The organism is Lentzea miocenica, assembly GCF_033949945.1.
Lineage (GTDB): Bacteria > Actinomycetota > Actinomycetes > Mycobacteriales > Pseudonocardiaceae > Lentzea > Lentzea miocenica.
The window spans coordinates 89135-106519 of sequence record NZ_JAXAVW010000028.1; the positions used below are offsets into that span (position 1 = coordinate 89135).

The window sequence follows — 17385 nt, forward strand, 5'->3', positions numbered from 1 at the left end:
TTAGTTGGCTGACCGGAAGCGACAGGCTACACCGAGCGTGATCGTCGTCACGCGTCGAACCGTTACGCCGTTAATGCGATTGATACTTCGGTTTCGTCTGCCGAATTGCGCTCTACAGGATCAAGGCCGCCGCTGGCGGCAGGCTCCGCGTACGGCGAACACCTTCCATCCCGGCACTCCCGGCATCCGCTTCGCTGCGCCGGTCGGCCGGGCGGCGCTGCGCGCCGTCCTCCGGCCGTACCCCAACCGACGACGTCATCCACAGCGCTATGCCGGCCAGCAGCTCCCTACGAGCGCCATCAGGGTCACCGCAGACTTGTGGTCCTGGCGCTCGACTGCCGCGACGGCTGCGCCGCCTTGCCACCGATCAACGGTGCCTGCGCTCCGTAGAATCCGGCCCATGACCGCAAGCGACGGCTCTGGACTCGTGTCGCTGGCCGAGTGTGCGGACGTCTGGAGCATCCTCGATCAGGTTCGGCTGAGGCCAAGCATGTGGATCCACGGACGCCAGCTCCGCGAACTGGAAATCATCCTCTTGGGCTACGGCGTCGCGCTCGAAGTTCATGGCATCAACGAGTCGTTCCACCTGAACCCCGGCGGTCCGTTCAGCGAGTGGCTCCACGCTCGGTTCGACTGGGGGATGTCATGCGGGTGGGCTCAGGCCATCGTCGAGAACGCCGGCACCGAAGACCCGCTCGTCCTGTTCTTCCGCCTTGTGGACGAGTACCGGGCGGCAGGCTTAAACAGCCGATCGGGCAGGGATGCCGGAGAGGACTGGAGCAGGCCCGAAGGATCAAGATCATGATGCGCTTTAGTCTCGTAAAACGTCGATAAACGTCGAGAAGCGACTGTCCACAGTGCTCAGATCAAGACCGCATCTACGCAGGTAGTGAGCACTGTCGGGCAAGATCAGCGAACAACACCAAGCGAAGGCTCTTACTCTTCGGGTTCAGGGTTCGAGTCCCTGGCGGCCCACCACCTCGCTCTCTGCGCGAACCCTGGGGGCAGGCACCGGCAGGTTGGTGCCTGCGCCATCAGGGTCCACTGAGGCACCCGCAAGACCGGGACCAGCCTGTTCAGGCTCAGGACCTTGACCTCAACCACCAGTGCCTCAATCAGGGCTTTCCGCTGGTTGTGGTTCCCGGCGTCGAGCACCTCTGAGATGTGCTCGGTGACCTGATCAAGTACTGCGGCGTCGGCGATGGTCTGCTCGTCGGGGAAGACATCGGCCACATGGGCGTTCTGCGCGTCCCGCGGGTCGAGGCTGAGTGGTTCCGAGAGGTCGGGGTCAGCGTGTTGCGGCGTCTTTGAGGATCGTTCCGAGGCGAGTCCGGCACTCGGTCGCGAAGGCAGGCCAGGTACTCCGGTAGTAGGAGAGTCCGGCGATGCCCACGGCGATGGCCCATGCCCGAGCGTGGGCCCAGGTCAGGTCGTCAAGGTTCATGGCATTCCAGTAGGCCTGTCGCGCTGGCTCCGGTAGGTCCCAGACCGGGGCGTGCTCGGCAGCAGGGGAGCCGACGGACAGACACCCGAAGTCGATGACGGCGTGCAGCCGGCCCTTCGCGGCCAAGAGGTTGGCGGGTCTGAGGTCCCCGTGGAGCCACACGTGAGGGCTGGGGGGCTCGGGCAGCCTGAGGGCGGCGCGCCAGAGTTGTTCTAACGCGTGGACATCGAGGCCGTTGTCCGTGATGGTCCGACAGTCGTCAAAATAGGTGCTGATGTCCTCTTCGCAGTCCTTCAGGCTGCCTCCGCGGTACCAGCTCAGTTCATCAGCGCGAGAGGCGCCCATGAGGTCGATGTTGTGCAACTCGTGGACGAACGTCGCCAGCTCGGTTCCGAAAGTGGCCCAGTCCTGGACGGAGTTCGCGTCGACTTCGGTCGCGTCGATCCAGCGGTAGATCGACCAGGGCAGCGGGAACTCGGGGGCTGGCGTGCCGGCGTAGACGGGTTCCGGGACCTGATGTGTCAGAAGTGGTCCCAGCCGGGGGAGCCACGTCCGCTCCTTGCTCAGGGACCGAGCCTTGGCCGTTGTTCGCGGAAGGCGGACGAGGAGGTCGTCTCCCAGCCGATACATGACGTTGTCCGTGCCGGCACCTGCCGGAGACAGCGGCAGCGAAGCCCAGTCAGGGCGTTGACTCTGTACAAGTGACTGGACGACTGCCTCGTTGACCGGGATCTCGTTGGCGTGAAGCATCACGCCACAGATCCTTCCGTCGGAGGAGCCGTCTGGACACTCAGATTCTGAGACCTGGGGTTTCGTCGTTCACCTGTAGATCGTCACGACCGTGCGTCGCGGTGGTCGTCCCGGACCTGGGCGACGAAGCGGGCCGTCGCGCGTGGGTTCCGGAGCACGACCAGCTGCGCGTCTTTGGCGTGGGTCGTGATCGCGGCGATGAGGAGTGGGCGGTGGCGGCGGCACCATGACCACACCCCGAGCCAGAAGTCGGCTCGTTCCCGCGAGCGGCGCAGTGCTTGCCAGGCGCAGCGCGGGAAGGAGTAGTCGAGCAAGAGGACGGTGTCCGCCCTGCGGAGGCGGACTTTCAGGACGTCGTAGGGGCCCAGGTCGCCGTCCATGATCCAGTGGTCGGCGCGGGCCAGTTCGTTTTGAACGACCGCCCAGCGGGCTGGGGGTGTTGGTTCCAGGGCTGGGCCCCAGAAGTGCTTGTCCAGTTCGATGACGGGGAGACCGGTCGCGGTGCCCAGGGTGGTGGCGAGGGTTGATTTGCCCGCACCGCCGCGGCCGAGGATCACCACGCGCTTCATGAGCGTGATCGTGCCAGAGCGTGGTGGACAAAGAGCCTTCCGTTCGAGCCGGTAGGGCTCGAACGGAAGGCTCGCTGCGGGGTTCAGGCGTGGACTGGAGTGGTGGTTCGGTTGGGGAGCAGGGCGGCTACTACGACGGTGGCCACGGCTAGGGCGGCTGCGACGACGAAGGCGAGCTTCATGCCGCTCAGCTGTGCCGCGGCGGCGGGGGTGCCGTCGGCCATCAGTTGGCCTGTGCGGGCGGACATCACGGTTACCACCAGGGCGGTGCCCAGGGCTGCTGCCACCTGTTGCAGGGTGCCGAGGATTGAGCTGCCGTGTGGGTACATGTCCGGCGGAAGGGCGCCCATGCCCAGGGTGAACATGGGGGTGAAGGTCGCGGCCAGGCTCACCATCAGCAGGCCGTACAGGGCCAGCACCTGCCAGTACGGCATGGTGGTCGAGACTTGGGTGAAGCCGGCGAGGGAGAGCACCATGCCGATCGAGCCGGGCAGCACCAGTGGGCGGCTGCCGAAGCGGTCGTAGAGCTTTCCCACGGTTGGGCCGAGCAGGCCCATGGCCAGGCCGCCCGGCATGAGGAGCAGGCCGGTTTGCAGTGGGGTGAGGCCGCGCAGCTTCTGCAGGTAGAGCGGCAGCAACATCATCGAGCCCATCATCGCCAGGAACGCGATGCACAGGAAGACCAACGCCAGCGCGAAGGTGCGGTGCTTGAGGGCTCGCAGGTCCATCAGGGGTGCGCCGGTGCGTTGCAGCTTGAGCTGGCGGAACACGAAGATCGCGATGACGGCTACGCCGGCGAGGGCGATGCCGATGCTCGGGCCGAGCTGGACGTGGACCTCACCGAACAGGCTGAGGCCGTACACCAGGCCGCCGAAGCCGAGGGTTGCCATGGCGGCGCTGAACCAGTCGATGGAGCTCACCTTGGGCTCGCCGATGTTCTCCAGCTGGCGCAGGCCGAAGTAGGTCACGGCGCCGGCGATCGGCAGGACGGCCACGAACAGCAGCCGCCAGGAGCCGAGTTGCAGGATCAGGCCGGACACGGCTGGGCCAAGGGCTGGGGCCACTGAGATCGCCAGGGTCACGTTGCCCATCACGCGGCCGCGGTCCTGTTCTGGCACGACGGTCATGAGCGTGGTCATCAGCAGCGGCATCATCACGGCCGTGCCTGCGGCTTGGACTACACGGCCGAGCAGCAGCACCGTGAAGGTTGGTGCGGCAGCCGACAGGGCGGTGCCTGCCAGGAAGACGCCCATTGCGATCGCGTAGCCCTGGCGGGTGGTCACCCGCTGCAGGAACCAGCCGGTGATCGGGATCACGGCGGCCATGGTGAGCATGAACGCGGTGGAGACCCACTGCGCTGCTTGCTCGGTGACGTGCAGCGACTCCATCAGGCGCGGGATCGCGTTGATCATGAGGGTCTCGTTGAGGATCACCACGAACGTGGCCAGCACCAGCAGGCGCACCACCAGCGGTGTTCGACTCGCTTGCGCGGTCGGTCGGTCTTGGATCGCAGCAGGCATGTCAGGCCCTCACTAGGTTGCTGGCAGTCGCGTTGCGGCCAAGGCCGCCGGTGTCGACGTCGTCGTCGTGACACCGGTGGAGACCGGCAGATCCGACGGAACTCATCGGTTCACCCGAGTGTTCCGCATCGCTGCCTCCATCTCACCCGATATTCGCCATCGGCGGATCAGGTCCTCGTCCGTCTACAACCACGTCGAACCGCGAAGGCGCTAATCGACATCGGCGTCGAAAACGGTGACCACGACGTTGCCGCGCTTGTGGCCAGACTCGACGTAGCGGTGTGCCTCGGCTATCTCTGCCAGCGGAAACGTCCGGTCGACCACTACCCGCAGCTCGCCCGCTTCGATCAGTGAGCTGATGGCGGGCAGGGTCGCGCGCTTGTTCACGGACATGCCCACGACGACGCGCTTGCCGCCGCGCAGGGCCGTCCAGAGGGCACGAAAGTTGTTCGGGAGGCCTGTGGTGGGGAGGTACTTGCCGCCTGGGCGCAGCGAGCGGCGGGCCGCGGCGAACGAGGACTTGGTCACCGTGTCGAAGACGACGTCGTAGGTGTCGAGGTCGGCGGTGAAGTCACGCGCGGTGTAGTCGATGACCTCGTCGGCGCCCAGGGACTTCACCAGGTCGACGTTGGACGGGCCGCAGACGGCGGTCACGGAGGCGCCCAGGTGTTTGGCCAGCTGGACGGCGTAGGTGCCGATGCTGCCGGACGCACCGTTCACCAGCACTCGCTGACCTGGGCGGACCTGGGCCTTGTCGCGCAGGAAGAAGAGGGCGGTGGTGGCACCGTCGACGGCGGCCGCGGCTTGCGCGAAGGTCAGATTCGACGGTTTTGGCGCCAGTGAGCCGGTGGCGGGGAGGCGGACGTAGTCGGCGTGGGCTCCCACTGCGAAGCCGGTGAAGCCGAAGACCTCGTCACCGACCTGGAAGCTCGTCACGTCGGCACCCACCTGTGCCACGACGCCGGCCACTTCCAGGCCGAGCGTGCGGAGCTTCTCGCGCGGACCCCGCAGGCCGAGGATTGCTCTGCCCCACAACGGTTTGCCGCGGCGCATCGCGGTTTCGGCAGAGGTGACGGTGGTGGCGTGGACCTTGATCAGGACGTCACCGGGGCGGACGACGGGGGTCGGTCTCTCGACCACCTGGACCACTTCGGGTGGGCCGAACCTCGTGTGCACGGCAGCTCTCATGCGCTGACGCTAGGGACAACGAGACCCGTTGCGGGGAAACGGTTCTGAGAATCAGGGACAAAGCAGGGAAACCACCTAGGGTCTCGGACCCTGGTCTGAGACGAAGGTTCGGACCGCGGGCCGATCCCGGGGTACGGCGGCGGTGGCAGCGTCTTGTGGCATGAGGTTTCCGAACGGGTGGGTTGGTGGGGCGGCGCTGGTGCTGGGGCCGTTGTTGCTGCTGGGTGGCACGTTGTCGCGGTCACCGTTCGACTTCTTCTTCCCGGACCAGTTGCGGGCGGTGGCGGAGCATCCGGGGCTGATGACGGCGGCGTACACGGCGTTCCTGGCCGGGAACGTCGTGATGTGGGCCGGGGTGGCCTGGGTCGTGCAGCTGATCGGCCGGGAAAGGCCCAGGTGGGCGGCTTGGGCGGGTGTCCTGGTGACGGTCGGGTTGTTCGAGCGGACGTTCCACGCGGGGGTGGATCACGCCGCGTTCAGCGCCACGAAACACCTCGGGGTCGCCGAGGCCACTGAGTTGGTGGCGCAGGGATACGGGGACCTGCACCTGTTCAGCTTCTTGTCGTTCACGATCATGTTCGGGTGGTTCGTGCTGGCGTTCGGGGCCTGGCGGAGCGGCGTGCTCGGGCCGGTCAGGGCGGTCGCGCTGGGGGCCATGGGATTGCTGCCGCTCGGGGTGTTGAAGGGCACCGAGGTGGTGTCGATCATCGGGACCGTCGGGCTGTGCATCGCGTTGGTGCCGTTGGGGATTCGGACGCTGCGAGAGCAGCCGACACCCACGGGGCGGAACGTGCTGACGGCGATTCCGGTGGCGGTGGGACTAGGGGCTCTCGCGGTCCTCAGCACCATGGGCTGAGGCGGAGGGCCAGGCGAACCAGAGGCCCCCGAAGACGAGGAACGCCACCACGCCGACGATCACCGCGGGCCAGCCGCCGAGGATCACTTCGGCCAGCAGCAGGACGGTGCCGGTCATCGCCAGGGCCAGGAAGCCGAGGCCGACGAGGGCGAAGGTGTTGCCCGACCGGATCACGTCCTCGCGGCGGCCCTGGCGGAACAACACGCGATGCCAGGCCGCGGGGGCGGTCAGGAACGCTACGGCGACGGCGGCACACAGCACCGTGGTCAAGTGGATGCCGCGGACATATCCGCTGGTCGAGGCGTATTTCTCGGTGAAGGCGATGGAGAGCAGGAAGCCGAACAGGATCTGCACGCCGGCCTGGGCAACACGGAGCTCCTGGAGCAGCTCGTTGATGTTGCGCGCGAGCCTGCGTTGGCTGGATTCCTCGGCTTCACTCACGAAGTCGACATACCCGGCGGAGGCCGTTTGAAACGCCGAGCGGTCTCACAAATGGCGGGACGGGCCGGCTACCACTAAGCAAGAGACCCATGAAGACGTTTGCAGTCGCGGTCGCCTCCGCGCTCGTGTTCACCGGAACCGCGCACGCCGAACCCGCGAAGGTGGCCCACACGTCCGGCAAGTTCGAGAGTTTCAGCGCCACGGCCAAGGCCGTCACGTACGACGCCAAGGTGCCGAACGGCGCGAAGGTCGTCGTCGTCAGCGTGCCGACGATCGGCGGTGGCACGAAAGTTCTGTTGAAGCTCAACGGATTGCTGCCGCACAGGGCCTACGGAGCGCACGTGCACGTGAAGAAGTGCGGTGCGGCGCCGGCGGACTCGGGGCCGCACTTCCAGAACGTGGTGGACCCGGTGCAGCCGTCGGTCGACCCGGCGTATGCCAATCCCCGCAACGAGATCTGGCTCGACGTGCACACGAACGCCAACGGGTTCGCCTACACCTCGTCCACTGTGGACTGGCAGTTCACCGAACGGCACGCGCAGTCCGTGGTGCTGCACAACGAACACACGCACACCAAACCGGGCGAGGCGGGCACGGCTGGGCCACGGCTCGCGTGCGTGAACGTGGAGTTCTAGAAGCGGTTGATGACAAAAAAATCAGTGACGAACGCGACCGGGTCGCCCGCGGTGTTGCGGCCGACCCAGGTCGGGTAGACGCCGTCGCCCCACCCGGTCGAGAACGCCACGACGTTCAGACCGGACTGGAAGTCCGTCACGTTGGCGGGACCGCGGCCGCCGCCCACCTTGCCCAGCGCGTCGATGAGGTCGCAGTTGCCCACCTCGTCGTCGCTGGCCAGGCGGTCCAGCGCCGGGGCGGCGGCGAGGTCGAAGAACGCGCCGGTGCTCGACTTCACGTCGTAGCCGAACTCCTCCTGCATCGGCACGAGCTCGCCGGGCAGCACGGCCGGTGTCCACGAGTACGCGGGCTCGTCCTGGATCGTCACCCTGGCCGCGGCGACGCGGTAGCCCTGGCGGAGGTCCGGGTAGCCGTCGCCGTCGACCCACGAGACCAGCGAGACCGACACCGGGTACGTGCCCGGCGCGACCGTGTCGGTGAACGCCTCGGCGTCCTCCGGCCACACCACGAACGGATCCGCCGCCACGAGTCTGCCGGTCGGCAGGGCCAGCTCACCCACCTGCTGCACGGCCACGACCTGCTGTTCACCGCCGCCGGTCGGCTTGCCGACTGGCCCGTCGACGAAGAACCGCTCGAACCCGGACCTGATCAGTTGAACCGCCCCCACGCTTAGGCACCTCCAAGGGCATGTTGGCAGAAGGCCCTGACACCCGATCGGGGCACCGGGTGTGTTCGCGCTGCGTGAAGTCCGGCCGAGCGGAACAGCGCAGGTGACAGGCTCTGAGGCATGGGGACGACCGCTCTCCACGACGGGGAGGTGGCGGTTGCTCGCCAAATGGATCACCTGCGATGTGCCTGAACGCATGCGCGATCGTTTCGCCGCGGCCCAGCAGAGATGGTCTGTCATCGGCGACCAGCCCGGGCTGGTCGGGCAAGTCGGTGGCTGGGACAGCAGGACCGGCCGCGCGCACGTGTTGGGACTGTGGGCGGACACCGACATCGCCTCGATGTCCGGTCACGTCCTGGAGCTGGAACCGGAGTGGCGGATCTCTCGCCGCCGATGACGCTCGGTGAAGATCGCGGCTGGTCAGTGCCGTAACCTGAAGGGCGTGTCCGTGCCCTCCACCCTCAAGATCGGCCCGTTCGCCGTCGACCCGCCCGTTGTGCTGGCCCCCATGGCCGGCATCACCAACGTGGCGTTCCGGCAGCTGTGCCGTCGGTACGGGGCCGGGCTGTACGTGTGCGAGATGATCACGGCGCGGGCGCTGGTCGAACGCGACCCGATGACCATGCACATGATCACGTTCGACGAGGGGGAGAGCCCCCGGTCGATGCAGCTCTACGGCGTCGACCCGCGCAACGTCGGCGAGGCCACGAAGATGATCGTGGACGAGAACCTCGCCGACCACATGGACATGAACTTCGGCTGCCCGGTGCCCAAGGTGACGCGCAAGGGCGGTGGGGCGGCGCTGCCGTACAAGCGGGAGCTGTTCCGGCAGATCGTGCGGGCCGCGGTGCGCAACGCCGGGGACATGCCGGTCACCGTGAAGTTCCGCATCGGCATCGACGACGACCACCTGACGTACCTCGACGCGGGACGCATCGCGGCGGACGAGGGCGCGCAGGCCGTGGCACTGCACGCGCGCACGGCGTCGCAGCGCTACTCCGGCAAGGCCGACTGGACGGCGATCGCCAGGCTCAAGGAAGCCGTGACGAGCATTCCGGTCCTGGGCAACGGCGACATCTTCAGCGCGCAGGACGCTCTCGACATGGTCGCGCGGACGGGCTGCGACGGCGTGGTCGTCGGGCGTGGCTGCCTCGGCCGGCCGTGGCTGTTCCGCGACCTGCAGGCGGCCTTCCGCGGGGAGCCGATCCCCGAGGGCCCGACGCTGGGCGAGGTCGCCGAGGTCCTGCGCACGCACGCGGAGCTCCTCGCGGCCCACGACGGCGAGCACAAGGGCTTGCGCGACCTGCGCAAGCACATGGCCTGGTACTGGCACGGCTTCCCGGTCGGCGGCGACACCCGCCGGGCGTTCGCGATGGTGTCGAGCCTGCAGGAGCTGGACGACCTCATCGGCACGCTCGACCAGAGCGTCCCCTTCCCGGAGAACGCCGAGGGGCCGCGCGGCAGGCAGGGATCCTCGGCGAAGGTCGTGCTGCCGGAGGGGTGGCTGGACGACCCCGAGGACGCCACGGTGCCGTCCGGCGCGGACGTGATGCACTCCGGTGGCTGAACGCGTCGCGGTCCTCCTCGCCTCGCTCGCGCTGCTCGCCGGGTGCGCTGGTCCGATCGCGGGCACGGCACGACCCGTTCAGCTCAGCGACGGCGACCGCGCGAAGTTCAAGACGTTCTACGAAAGCTTGAACAAGGCGGGCGACGAGGGCGCGTCGCAGCAGCAGAAGATGCTCAAGGACACCCAGCACCCGGACTACCGGCAGAAGACGTGTGATCTGCGCGGAGCCACCATCAAGGTGGAACCGACCTGGTCAACGCTGCGCACGGACGCCGACTGGACGCCCCCTGGCGACAAGGCCCACCCGCGTGGTGACGTCTACGTCGTCGCGGTCACGATCACGCTGCGCCAACAGGACCAGGCGATCGGCAGCCAGATCGGATCGCTGCACGTCGTGCTCCTGGACGACGAGGTGTACGGGTTCGCGCCCTGCCTCGGTGGCTGAACGGGTTGTTGATCTTCCAAGCTCACTTGATCGGAGCAGCTGACGGTCAACCGGACGGGGGAAATCCCGTCTCTACGCGTCCTTCTTGCTCAAGCGCCGCCTCTCAGGGGACGACACCTGGCAAGTAAGGAGGTGACCGCGATGACCGCGCTGCGACCAGAAACCGCAGAGACCCCGCAGGCCGACGCCAGCGTCGACGAGCAGGGTTCCGGGCCGATCAGCCTGCACGAGTCCATCGCGACGTTGTTCGCCTCCCGCGGCCAGTGGCGCCAGGCGTACCAGCACCTGCGTTCCGCTCTCGACCTCGTCCACGCCGACCAGGTCGAGGAGCCGCACGTTCCCGAGCAGCTGCGCCGCGAGGTCGACAGGCTGCGCCGGGAGCACGCCGAGGCACGCGAGCAGAGCCTGCGCGACAGCCTCACCGACTCCTACAACCGCAGATACCTCGACCAGCGCCTGATGGACATGCTGACCGAGCACGGCACGCGCCGGCACGGGCTCGCCATCGCGTTGATCGACCTCGACTGGTTCAAGCAGGTCAACGACACCTTCGGTCACCTGCTCGGCGACCGCGTGCTGCAACGCGTGGTGGAACTGCTGCAACAGGGCCTGCCGGAAGGGGCCTTCTGCGCCCGCTACGGCGGCGAGGAGTTCGTCCTCGTCCTGCCGCGGGTGGACGCCACGACGGCCGTGGAAATCGCCGAGGACGCCCGCGAACGTGTCGAGCGTCACGCCTGGACGGAGATCGCGCCGGGGCTGCGCGTGACGGTCAGCGCGGGCCTCGCGTACGAGCCTCCCGCGGACGAGGCGCCGGAACGTCCGGCGGTCAGCGCCGAGCAGCAGCTGCTCCGGGCCGACAGCCTCCTGTACACGGCCAAGCAGTCGGGACGCAACGCGGTGGCGTACCGTGCGGATGGGCGGGTCCGCCTCGCAGGCGCGGCGTCTGGTCGCCGTGCCATCACTGAGACACGTGTTCTCGGTTACTACTGAGTGAGCTGGCTCACCCGTTCAGGGCAAGCGGACTGCGCGTAATCGCGTACAGATCGAATCCGTATCACCCGGAGTGGTCGTCAGAAGTCGGCTACATCCGTAGTATCGCGGGCGCAACTGACACGCCGGTGATGCAACCCTTGTGTCCCGGTCGTCGTCACTTCGTAATGACGAACCGCTTTTTCAGCTTCTGACCCAGAAGGGAGATTGGGTGCCCGACGACCCCCGACGTGGCGGCCCCTCTTCCCGTGGTGATCAGGATCCCCAGCAGCAGGACCAGCCGACCGGCCGTAGACGTCGCTCGATGGAAGGCTCTGGGGGCCTGAGCGTCTCGGACCTCATCGAGCAGCACAGCAGGACGAACATCCCCCGACCCGTCCCGCCAGGCTCGCCCGACGCTTCCACTACAGGCAGGCGTGCCCTGCCGGACCCGCCCGCGACCGGCAGGCGTGCACTTCCCGACCCGCCGGCCCCGCAGCAACCACCGCAGGCTCAGCCTCAGCAACCGCGGCAGCAGCCGCCCGTCGCCCACCGGCCTGGTGAGCAGACGGGTACGCGCCCGCGGCCGCCGATGGCCGACCAGGCACCACCGCAGAACTTCACCGGTGACCAGACCGGCAGGCGGCGTCGACCCGACGCGCCCGCCGAGCAGACCGGCTCCCGGCCCAGGCCTGCCCAGGGACCGGCCCAGAACCCGGCGCAGACCGGGTCCTACCAGGTGCCCGGCGAGCAGACCGGCCCGCGACCGCGACCGGACGCGACCGGGATGCAGCGCCACCCGGCACCCGGGGATCCGAACAGCGCTGTCCGGCGTCCCGAGGCGGACGCGACCGGCACCCGGCGACGTCCCGCACCCGGCGAGATGGGCCCCAACGGCACTCCGCGCAGGCCCGCGCAGGGCGACGTCCCGTCGTCCAACGGCATCCCGCGCCCTCCCGCACCTGACGCCAACGGCATGCAACGGCCGCCGGTGGCCGACGCTCCGACGCGCAGGCCCGCTGAGCCGCCGTCGTCCAACGGCATCCCGCGGCCACCCGCGCCCGACAACGGCGTGGCACGTCCGCCAGGGGACGTGACGTCCAACGGCATGCCCAGGCCGCCAGCACCCGGCGACCCACGTCGGATGCCGCCTGGCGACGCGCCCTCGTCGAACGGCATCCCGCGGCGTCAAGCGCCCGGTGTGCCCGAGGCGAATGGTCTGCCCAGCGGCACCATCCGCCGCCCGGCACCCGACGCGAACGGCGCACCACCGCGCAGGCTCGCCCCCGGCGACGCACCGTCGTCCAACGGCATCCCGCGCCCGCCGGCACCCGACGCCGGCATGCCACGCCCGCCCGCGCCTGGTGACATGACGTCCAACGGCATGCCCAGGCCACCGGCACCCGGTGACGCCAAGGCGAACGGCATGCCCAGGCCGCCGGCACCAGACACACCCGGCAACGGCATGCCTCGCCCACCCGGCGACGTGACGCACAACGGCATCCCGCGCCCCCCCGCCCCCGGAGGGACGCCGGAGCCCGGTGCACCCCGCCGCCTGCTCGCGGGTGAAGCGCCGTCGCCCACCAGCGTTCCGCGGCCTCCCGCCCCCGGCGAGGGGCCGGACCGCCGGCCCATGCCCCCGAACGGGGACATGACCGGCAGGCAGCCGATGCCGTCGCGCGCGGAGTCCAGCGGACCCCGCCCGATGCCGCGTCCGCCCGCCGGTGCCGCGGGTGGTGGCGCGGGTGGTGGCGCGGCCATCGCCAACAGGCTCGGCGCCACGCCGGACGCACCGGCCGAGGAGCCCAAGGCCGACGCGCCAGGGCCCGAGGCCACCCAGATCGCCTCAGCGGCGGGGGTGGCCAAGGTCGAGAAGCGCGAAGACATGGACCCGATGTGCCTCACCACCGAGATGGAGGCCATCGGCGACGACGTGAAGAAGCGTCGCGAGGTCGACCACACGCTCGCGCGGTTCTCGGCGGTGCACGACGAACTGCTCGAGCAGGAGCGTCAGCGCAAGGAACGCCGCGCCAAGCTCATGCCGTGGGTCAAGGACGACGAGGACGAGAACGAGGAGGCGACCCAGTTCGCCGACCCGGTCGTCCTCAGCGAAGAGGGCACCGAGCAGAAGGTCACCGGACGCACGCCCCAGCAGCGCAAGTTGATGCGCGGCGCCAAGATCGGGGCGATCGCCGCCGCGGCCGTGGTGTTCGCGTCGACCGGCATCGGCTGGACGGCGGTCCAGTGGGCCGACTCGAAGATCCCGAAGATCGACGCGCTCGGCGGCAACTCGCAGGCCGTGCAGCAGGCGGAGAAGCAGCTCGGTGACGAGAACTTCCTGCTCGTCGGCTCGGACACCAGGGCGGGTGCGAAGGCCGGAGACAACGTCGGCACGCAGGCCCAGGAGGGTGGTGCGCGGTCGGACGTGATCATGCTGGCGCACATCCCGGCTGACCGTAAGCGCATGGTCGTCGTGTCGCTGCCGCGTGACGTGCGGGTCGACCGGCCCGAGTGCCGCAGCTGGAACCCGGACAACGGCCAGTACGCCGGACCTCTCAAGCCAGAGAAAGAGGTCATGGCGAACTCCGTCTACAACGACGGTGGGCCCGAGTGCGTTGCCAACCTGATGACCCAGCTGACCGGTCTGAAGATCAACCACTTCGTCAGCATCGACTTCGTCGGATTCCGCGAGATGTCGACGGCGATCGGTGGTGTGCAGATCTGCTCGCCCACGGCGATCGTGGACGACGAACTGGGTGTCATCCTCGAAAAGCCGGGCAAGTACACGCTCAAGGGCGACCAGGCGCTGCAGTACGTGCGTGCTCGCAAGGTCCAGGCCAAGGGCGACAGCGGCACGGACTTCGACCGGATCAAGCGGCAGCAGGGATTCCTGTCGGCGATGCTGCGCCAGGCGCTGTCGAACGAGGTGTTGCTGAGCCCGACCAAGCTCAACAACTTCATCAGCGCGCTCACGAAGTCCACGGTCGGCGACAACATCGACGTCGCGTCGCTGCTGGAACTCGCGAACTCCTTGCAGAGCCTCGACGCCGGCCGCGTCTCGTTCGTGACGATGCCGCACTGGACCGACGACAACAAGCTGAAGGACATCCCGGACGACAACATCGAGCGCCTCAAGGACGACGACGTCAAGGCGCTGTTCCAGACGATCATCGACGGAACGCCGCTGCCGCAAGAGAAGCCCGTCGAGCCCAAGCCCGGCGAGCAGGCGAACACCCCGGCGCAGCCCGGCACGGTGATCGACCCCAAGGACGTCACCATCCAGGTGCTCAACGGCGATCCGACGAACGGCGGCCTGGTCGCCAGGACGTCGAACGCGCTGGAGCAGCAGGGGTTCAAGGTCGCCCGGCGGGACAACGCGCCGGAGAACGCGCCGAAGACGGTCATCAGGTACTCGAAGGGCAACGAGAACAAGGCCGCGACCCTCAAGGCCGCGGTGCCCAGCGCGGAACTGGTGGAGTCGCCGGACATGGGCGGGGCGGTCGTGCTGACGCTCGGCGCGAACTTCGACGAGAAGGTCGTGTCACCGAAGGCAGGCGGCACCGCGCAGGGCAACAACCAGGGACAACCCGGCACTGATCTGTCCATTGTGAACGCGGCACAGGACCCCTGCGCGAAGTGATTCGCCTGGGGTTCACCTCGGGTTCATCCTGGCATGTCGCTGCCGCGATGGTCGGGACGTAGGCTGAGCGCCATGCGCGAGGCCTACCACGACCAGCTAGAAGAGCTCGCCGGCCGACTTGCCGACATGACCGGCATGGTCGCTGACGCGATGGAGAACGCGACCTCCGCTTTGCTGCAGGCCGACCTCGGTCTCGCGGAGCAGGTCATCAGCGGCGACCAGAAGGTCGACGACGTCCGCTCCAGCATCGAGGAGCAGGCGTACGCACTGCTCGCGTTGCAGGCACCGGTCGCGACCGATCTGCGCACCGTGCTCGCGGTGATCCACGCCGCCGAGAGCGTCGAGCGGATGGGCGACCTGGCTCTGCACGTGGCGAAGGCCGCGCGGCGCAGGCACCCGGCGCCGGCCGTCCCCGAGGACGTGCAGCCGTACTTCGCAGAGATGGGCACCATCGCGACCAAGCTCGCACGCGACGCCGCCGTGATCATCCGCGAGAAGGACGTCACCCGCGCTCGCGCCCTCGAAGAGGACGACGACGCGATGGACGACATCCACCGTCACCTGTTCTCGGTGATCATGGACAAGGAGTGGGCGCACGGCGTCGCCGCGGCGGTCGACGTGACCCTGCTCGGACGCTTCTACGAGCGCTACGGCGACCACGCCGTGTCGGTCGCCAAGCGCACCGTCTTCGTCGTCACCGGCCGGATGCCCGGCTACGGTGGCGACGAGGACCTCTAAGTCTCAACTACCGAAACTGCCCATCGCGTTCTGCCGCGAGCTCCGGATCGGCGTAGGCCTCGGAGAACTCGGCGAGCACGGTGGGCAGTTCTTCGTCCCAGGCCGCCCGCGCTTCCTCGCGCGGCAGATCCCTCGCGTCGACGGTGAAGTACGCCCACGCGCGCACGATCTCGGGCAGCAGCGCCAGATCCGCGTCCGACACGTGCACCTTCGCGGCCACGTTCAGGATCAGCACGGCCGTGAGCGACGCCGGCCCGTACACAACGGGATCCCGGTTCTGCTCGACCGCCGCACCGGCGAAGATCCGCGCGAACGCCCGTGCCACCTCGACATCGGCGATCCCGTGCTCTGACACCAGGAACGCCTCCACCACCTCGTCCGTCCTTTCCGGACTGACGGTGGGGATCTCGTACTCCTTGGGCACCAAGGCACTCACGCGTGCGTCGGCGAGCGCGATCAGCTGAACGGGGTGCCGCACGTCCTCGGAGCCGATCAGGCCCTCTTCTGCTTCCTCGTCGGGCCCGTCCGCCCAGAACTGCTCGACGTCCGGCCACACGCGGTCGTAGACGTCGGTGGCGCTCAACGGCGTGATCTCGTTGCGGAACGCGTCCGGCGTGGAGGCGATCATGTCCTCCAGCAACGCGATCGTGCCCTCGTCCGGCGTGGCGAACAGCTCGATGGCGGTGGCCCCGAGCACCGGCTGCCGCATGAACAGCACGGTCTCCAGCGATTCCGCGCGATCCTGAGTGATCGCGACGACCTCCACGTCCCCCAGCAGGTTCGTGACGAGGAAAGCCTCGCGGAACTCGAACTCGGCACCGGGGGAATACCAGGACGGCTCGGCAACACCGCGCGCCGCAACGGTTTCCGCCGCCGCGAAGGCTTCGGCCCTGACGTCTGCGGCACCGACACCGGACAGCGCGCGCAACGCGGTGAGCGCCGCCGGGTCGTTCATCGCGGCGAGCGCCTCGATCAACGGCGAGTGGCCGGATCCGGCGAGCCAGAGCGTGGCGTACAGCTCGCTCGCCCAGGCATCCGCGAGCAACCAGGACTCCGAACGCAGCACGGCCGCCGACTCGAGCAGCGCCCCGTACGGGGAGTTGTTCTCGGGCCGGCGGCCGGGTGCCTTGCCTTGCTTCTTCTTGCGGGGCTTGCTTTGCGGGCTCACCCGCAAGAATTTAGCCGAACCGGCCGGAGATGTAGTCCTCGGTCGCCTTCTGGCCGGGGTTGGAGAAGATCTTCTCCGTGTCGTCCACCTCGATCAGCTGTCCCGGCTGACCGACACCCAGCAGGTTGAAGAACGCGGTCTGGTCCGAGACCCGCGCGGCCTGCTGCATGTTGTGAGTCACGATGACGATCGTGTACTCCTTCTTCAGCTCCGTGATCAGGTCCTCGATCGCCAGCGTGGAGATCGGGTCCAGAGCCGAGCAGGGCTCGTCCATCAGCAGGACGTCCGGCTGCACCGCGATGGCACGCGCGATGCACAGACGCTGCTGCTGACCACCGGAGAGGCCGCCACCCGGCTTGTCGAGGCGGTCCTTCACCTCGTTCCAGAGGTTGGCGCCGCGCAGCGAGCGCTCGGCGACCTCGTCGAGCTCCTTCTTGTTCTTCGCGCCCGCGAGCTTCAGGCCCGCCACCACGTTGTCGCGGATGGACATCGTGGGGAACGGGTTGGGCCGCTGGAACACCATGCCGATGGTGCGGCGCACCTCGACCGGGTCCACAGTGGACGCGTAGATGTCCTCGCCGTCGAGCAGCACCTTGCCCTCGCAACGGGCGCCGGGCGCGACCTCGTGCATGCGGTTGAGCGACCGCAGCACGGTCGACTTGCCGCAACCGGAGGGGCCGATGAACGCGGTCACGTTCTTCGGCGGCACCGCGAGCGAGACGTTCTCGACGGCGTGGAACTTGCCGTAGAAGAGGTTCAGGTCCTTGATGTCGAGTCGCTTGGCCAT

General features: G+C 68.3%; 18 protein-coding genes. 9 read left to right on the forward strand and 9 right to left on the reverse strand.

Annotation, left to right across the window (positions count from 1 at the left end; genetic code table 11):
- The first annotated feature begins 400 nt into the window (after positions 1–400).
- Positions 401–805 (forward strand): hypothetical protein, encoded by a 405-nt coding sequence (locus SK803_RS30835; RefSeq protein ID WP_319969649.1) that lies wholly within the window; start codon positions 401–403, stop codon positions 803–805.
- A 131-nt stretch (positions 806–936) separates the two neighbouring features.
- Here SK803_RS30835 and SK803_RS30840 read toward each other — a convergent pair whose 3' ends face one another.
- The 5 genes from SK803_RS30840 to SK803_RS30860 all read right to left on the reverse strand — a co-directional run bounded on the left by SK803_RS30840 (position 937) and on the right by SK803_RS30860 (position 5471).
- The gene (locus SK803_RS30840; RefSeq protein WP_319969650.1) at positions 937–1233 is read right to left on the reverse strand and encodes a hypothetical protein; all 297 of its coding nucleotides are present in this window, start codon (positions 1231–1233) and stop codon (positions 937–939) included.
- Positions 1234–1288: 55 nt separating this feature from the next.
- Entirely contained in the window at positions 1289–2194 is a 906-nt protein-coding gene (locus tag SK803_RS30845) for an aminoglycoside phosphotransferase family protein (protein ID WP_319969706.1), read from the reverse strand.
- Positions 2195–2277: 83 nt separating this feature from the next.
- A complete protein-coding gene (locus SK803_RS30850; protein WP_319969651.1) occupies positions 2278–2763 on the reverse strand; it encodes a P-loop NTPase family protein in 486 nt (161 codons plus the stop codon).
- Between the two features lie 83 nt (positions 2764–2846).
- Positions 2847–4229, reverse strand: a complete 1383-nt coding sequence (locus SK803_RS30855; protein WP_319969652.1) for an MDR family MFS transporter — start codon at positions 4227–4229, stop codon at positions 2847–2849.
- 264 nt (positions 4230–4493) lie between these two features.
- The gene (locus tag SK803_RS30860; RefSeq protein ID WP_319969653.1) at positions 4494–5471 is read right to left on the reverse strand and encodes an NAD(P)-dependent alcohol dehydrogenase; all 978 of its coding nucleotides are present in this window, start codon (positions 5469–5471) and stop codon (positions 4494–4496) included.
- Between the two features lie 160 nt (positions 5472–5631).
- Here SK803_RS30860 and SK803_RS30865 point away from each other — a divergent pair, with 160 nt between their 5' ends.
- Positions 5632–6327 carry a hypothetical protein gene (locus tag SK803_RS30865; protein WP_319969654.1) on the forward strand — a complete coding sequence of 232 codons (696 nt, stop codon included), beginning with the start codon at positions 5632–5634 and terminating at the stop codon, positions 6325–6327.
- Here the strand turns inward: SK803_RS30865 and SK803_RS30870 are convergent.
- Positions 6292–6768 (reverse strand): DUF6328 family protein, encoded by a 477-nt coding sequence (locus SK803_RS30870; protein ID WP_319969655.1) that lies wholly within the window; start codon positions 6766–6768, stop codon positions 6292–6294. The genes SK803_RS30865 and SK803_RS30870 overlap by 36 nt on opposite strands.
- A gap of 89 nt (positions 6769–6857) precedes the next feature.
- Here SK803_RS30870 and SK803_RS30875 point away from each other — a divergent pair, with 89 nt between their 5' ends.
- Complete coding sequence (locus SK803_RS30875) at positions 6858–7403, forward strand: superoxide dismutase (protein WP_319969656.1); 546 nt, start codon at positions 6858–6860, stop codon at positions 7401–7403.
- Here the strand turns inward: SK803_RS30875 and SK803_RS30880 are convergent.
- Positions 7400–8071 carry a DUF4241 domain-containing protein gene (locus tag SK803_RS30880; protein ID WP_319969657.1) on the reverse strand — a complete coding sequence of 224 codons (672 nt, stop codon included), beginning with the start codon at positions 8069–8071 and terminating at the stop codon, positions 7400–7402. The two genes, SK803_RS30875 and SK803_RS30880, sit on opposite strands and share 4 nt — an antisense overlap.
- A 103-nt stretch (positions 8072–8174) precedes the next feature.
- Between SK803_RS30880 and SK803_RS30885 the strand changes: the two genes are divergently transcribed.
- From SK803_RS30885 to phoU, 6 genes are all read left to right on the forward strand, one after another.
- Complete coding sequence (locus SK803_RS30885) at positions 8175–8468, forward strand: DUF4937 domain-containing protein (protein WP_319969658.1); 294 nt, start codon at positions 8175–8177, stop codon at positions 8466–8468.
- Positions 8469–8513: 45 nt separating this feature from the next.
- Entirely contained in the window at positions 8514–9638 is a 1125-nt protein-coding gene (dusB, locus tag SK803_RS30890) for a tRNA dihydrouridine synthase DusB (RefSeq protein WP_319969659.1), read from the forward strand.
- Positions 9631–10083, forward strand: coding sequence for a hypothetical protein (locus SK803_RS30895; protein WP_319969660.1), 453 nt, complete (start codon positions 9631–9633; stop codon positions 10081–10083). The genes dusB and SK803_RS30895 overlap by 8 nt, the downstream gene beginning before the upstream one ends.
- A gap of 141 nt (positions 10084–10224) precedes the next feature.
- Positions 10225–11073 carry a GGDEF domain-containing protein gene (locus SK803_RS30900; RefSeq protein WP_319969661.1) on the forward strand — a complete coding sequence of 283 codons (849 nt, stop codon included), beginning with the start codon at positions 10225–10227 and terminating at the stop codon, positions 11071–11073.
- Between the two features lie 304 nt (positions 11074–11377).
- Complete coding sequence (locus SK803_RS30905; RefSeq protein WP_319969663.1) at positions 11378–14692, forward strand: LCP family protein; 3315 nt, start codon at positions 11378–11380, stop codon at positions 14690–14692.
- 72 nt (positions 14693–14764) lie between these two features.
- Entirely contained in the window at positions 14765–15430 is a 666-nt protein-coding gene (gene phoU / locus SK803_RS30910; protein ID WP_319969664.1) for a phosphate signaling complex protein PhoU, read from the forward strand.
- A 7-nt stretch (positions 15431–15437) separates the two neighbouring features.
- Here phoU and SK803_RS30915 read toward each other — a convergent pair whose 3' ends face one another.
- Positions 15438–16598, reverse strand: coding sequence for a hypothetical protein (locus SK803_RS30915; RefSeq protein WP_319969665.1), 1161 nt, complete (start codon positions 16596–16598; stop codon positions 15438–15440).
- Positions 16599–16608: 10 nt separating this feature from the next.
- Positions 16609–17385, reverse strand: coding sequence for a phosphate ABC transporter ATP-binding protein PstB (gene pstB / locus SK803_RS30920; protein ID WP_319969666.1), 777 nt, complete (start codon positions 17383–17385; stop codon positions 16609–16611).

Bases quoted from the DNA above. Each gene is read 5' to 3' on its own strand.
- SK803_RS30850 (WP_319969651.1), bottom strand. From the start codon at position 2,763: ATGAAGCGCGTGGTGATCCTCGGCCGCGGCGGTGCGGGCAAATCAACC.
- SK803_RS30900 (WP_319969661.1), top strand. From the start codon at position 10,225: ATGACCGCGCTGCGACCAGAAACCGCAGAGACCCCGCAGGCCGACGCC.
- pstB (WP_319969666.1), bottom strand. From the start codon at position 17,385: ATGGCCAAGCGACTCGACATCAAGGACCTGAACCTCTTCTACGGCAAG.
- phoU (WP_319969664.1), top strand. From the start codon at position 14,765: ATGCGCGAGGCCTACCACGACCAGCTAGAAGAGCTCGCCGGCCGACTT.
- SK803_RS30875 (WP_319969656.1), top strand. From the start codon at position 6,858: ATGAAGACGTTTGCAGTCGCGGTCGCCTCCGCGCTCGTGTTCACCGGA.
- SK803_RS30905 (WP_319969663.1), top strand. From the start codon at position 11,378: ATGGAAGGCTCTGGGGGCCTGAGCGTCTCGGACCTCATCGAGCAGCAC.
- SK803_RS30865 (WP_319969654.1), top strand. From the start codon at position 5,632: ATGAGGTTTCCGAACGGGTGGGTTGGTGGGGCGGCGCTGGTGCTGGGG.
- SK803_RS30845 (WP_319969706.1), bottom strand. From the start codon at position 2,194: ATGCTTCACGCCAACGAGATCCCGGTCAACGAGGCAGTCGTCCAGTCA.
- SK803_RS30835 (WP_319969649.1), top strand. From the start codon at position 401: ATGACCGCAAGCGACGGCTCTGGACTCGTGTCGCTGGCCGAGTGTGCG.
- SK803_RS30860 (WP_319969653.1), bottom strand. From the start codon at position 5,471: ATGAGAGCTGCCGTGCACACGAGGTTCGGCCCACCCGAAGTGGTCCAG.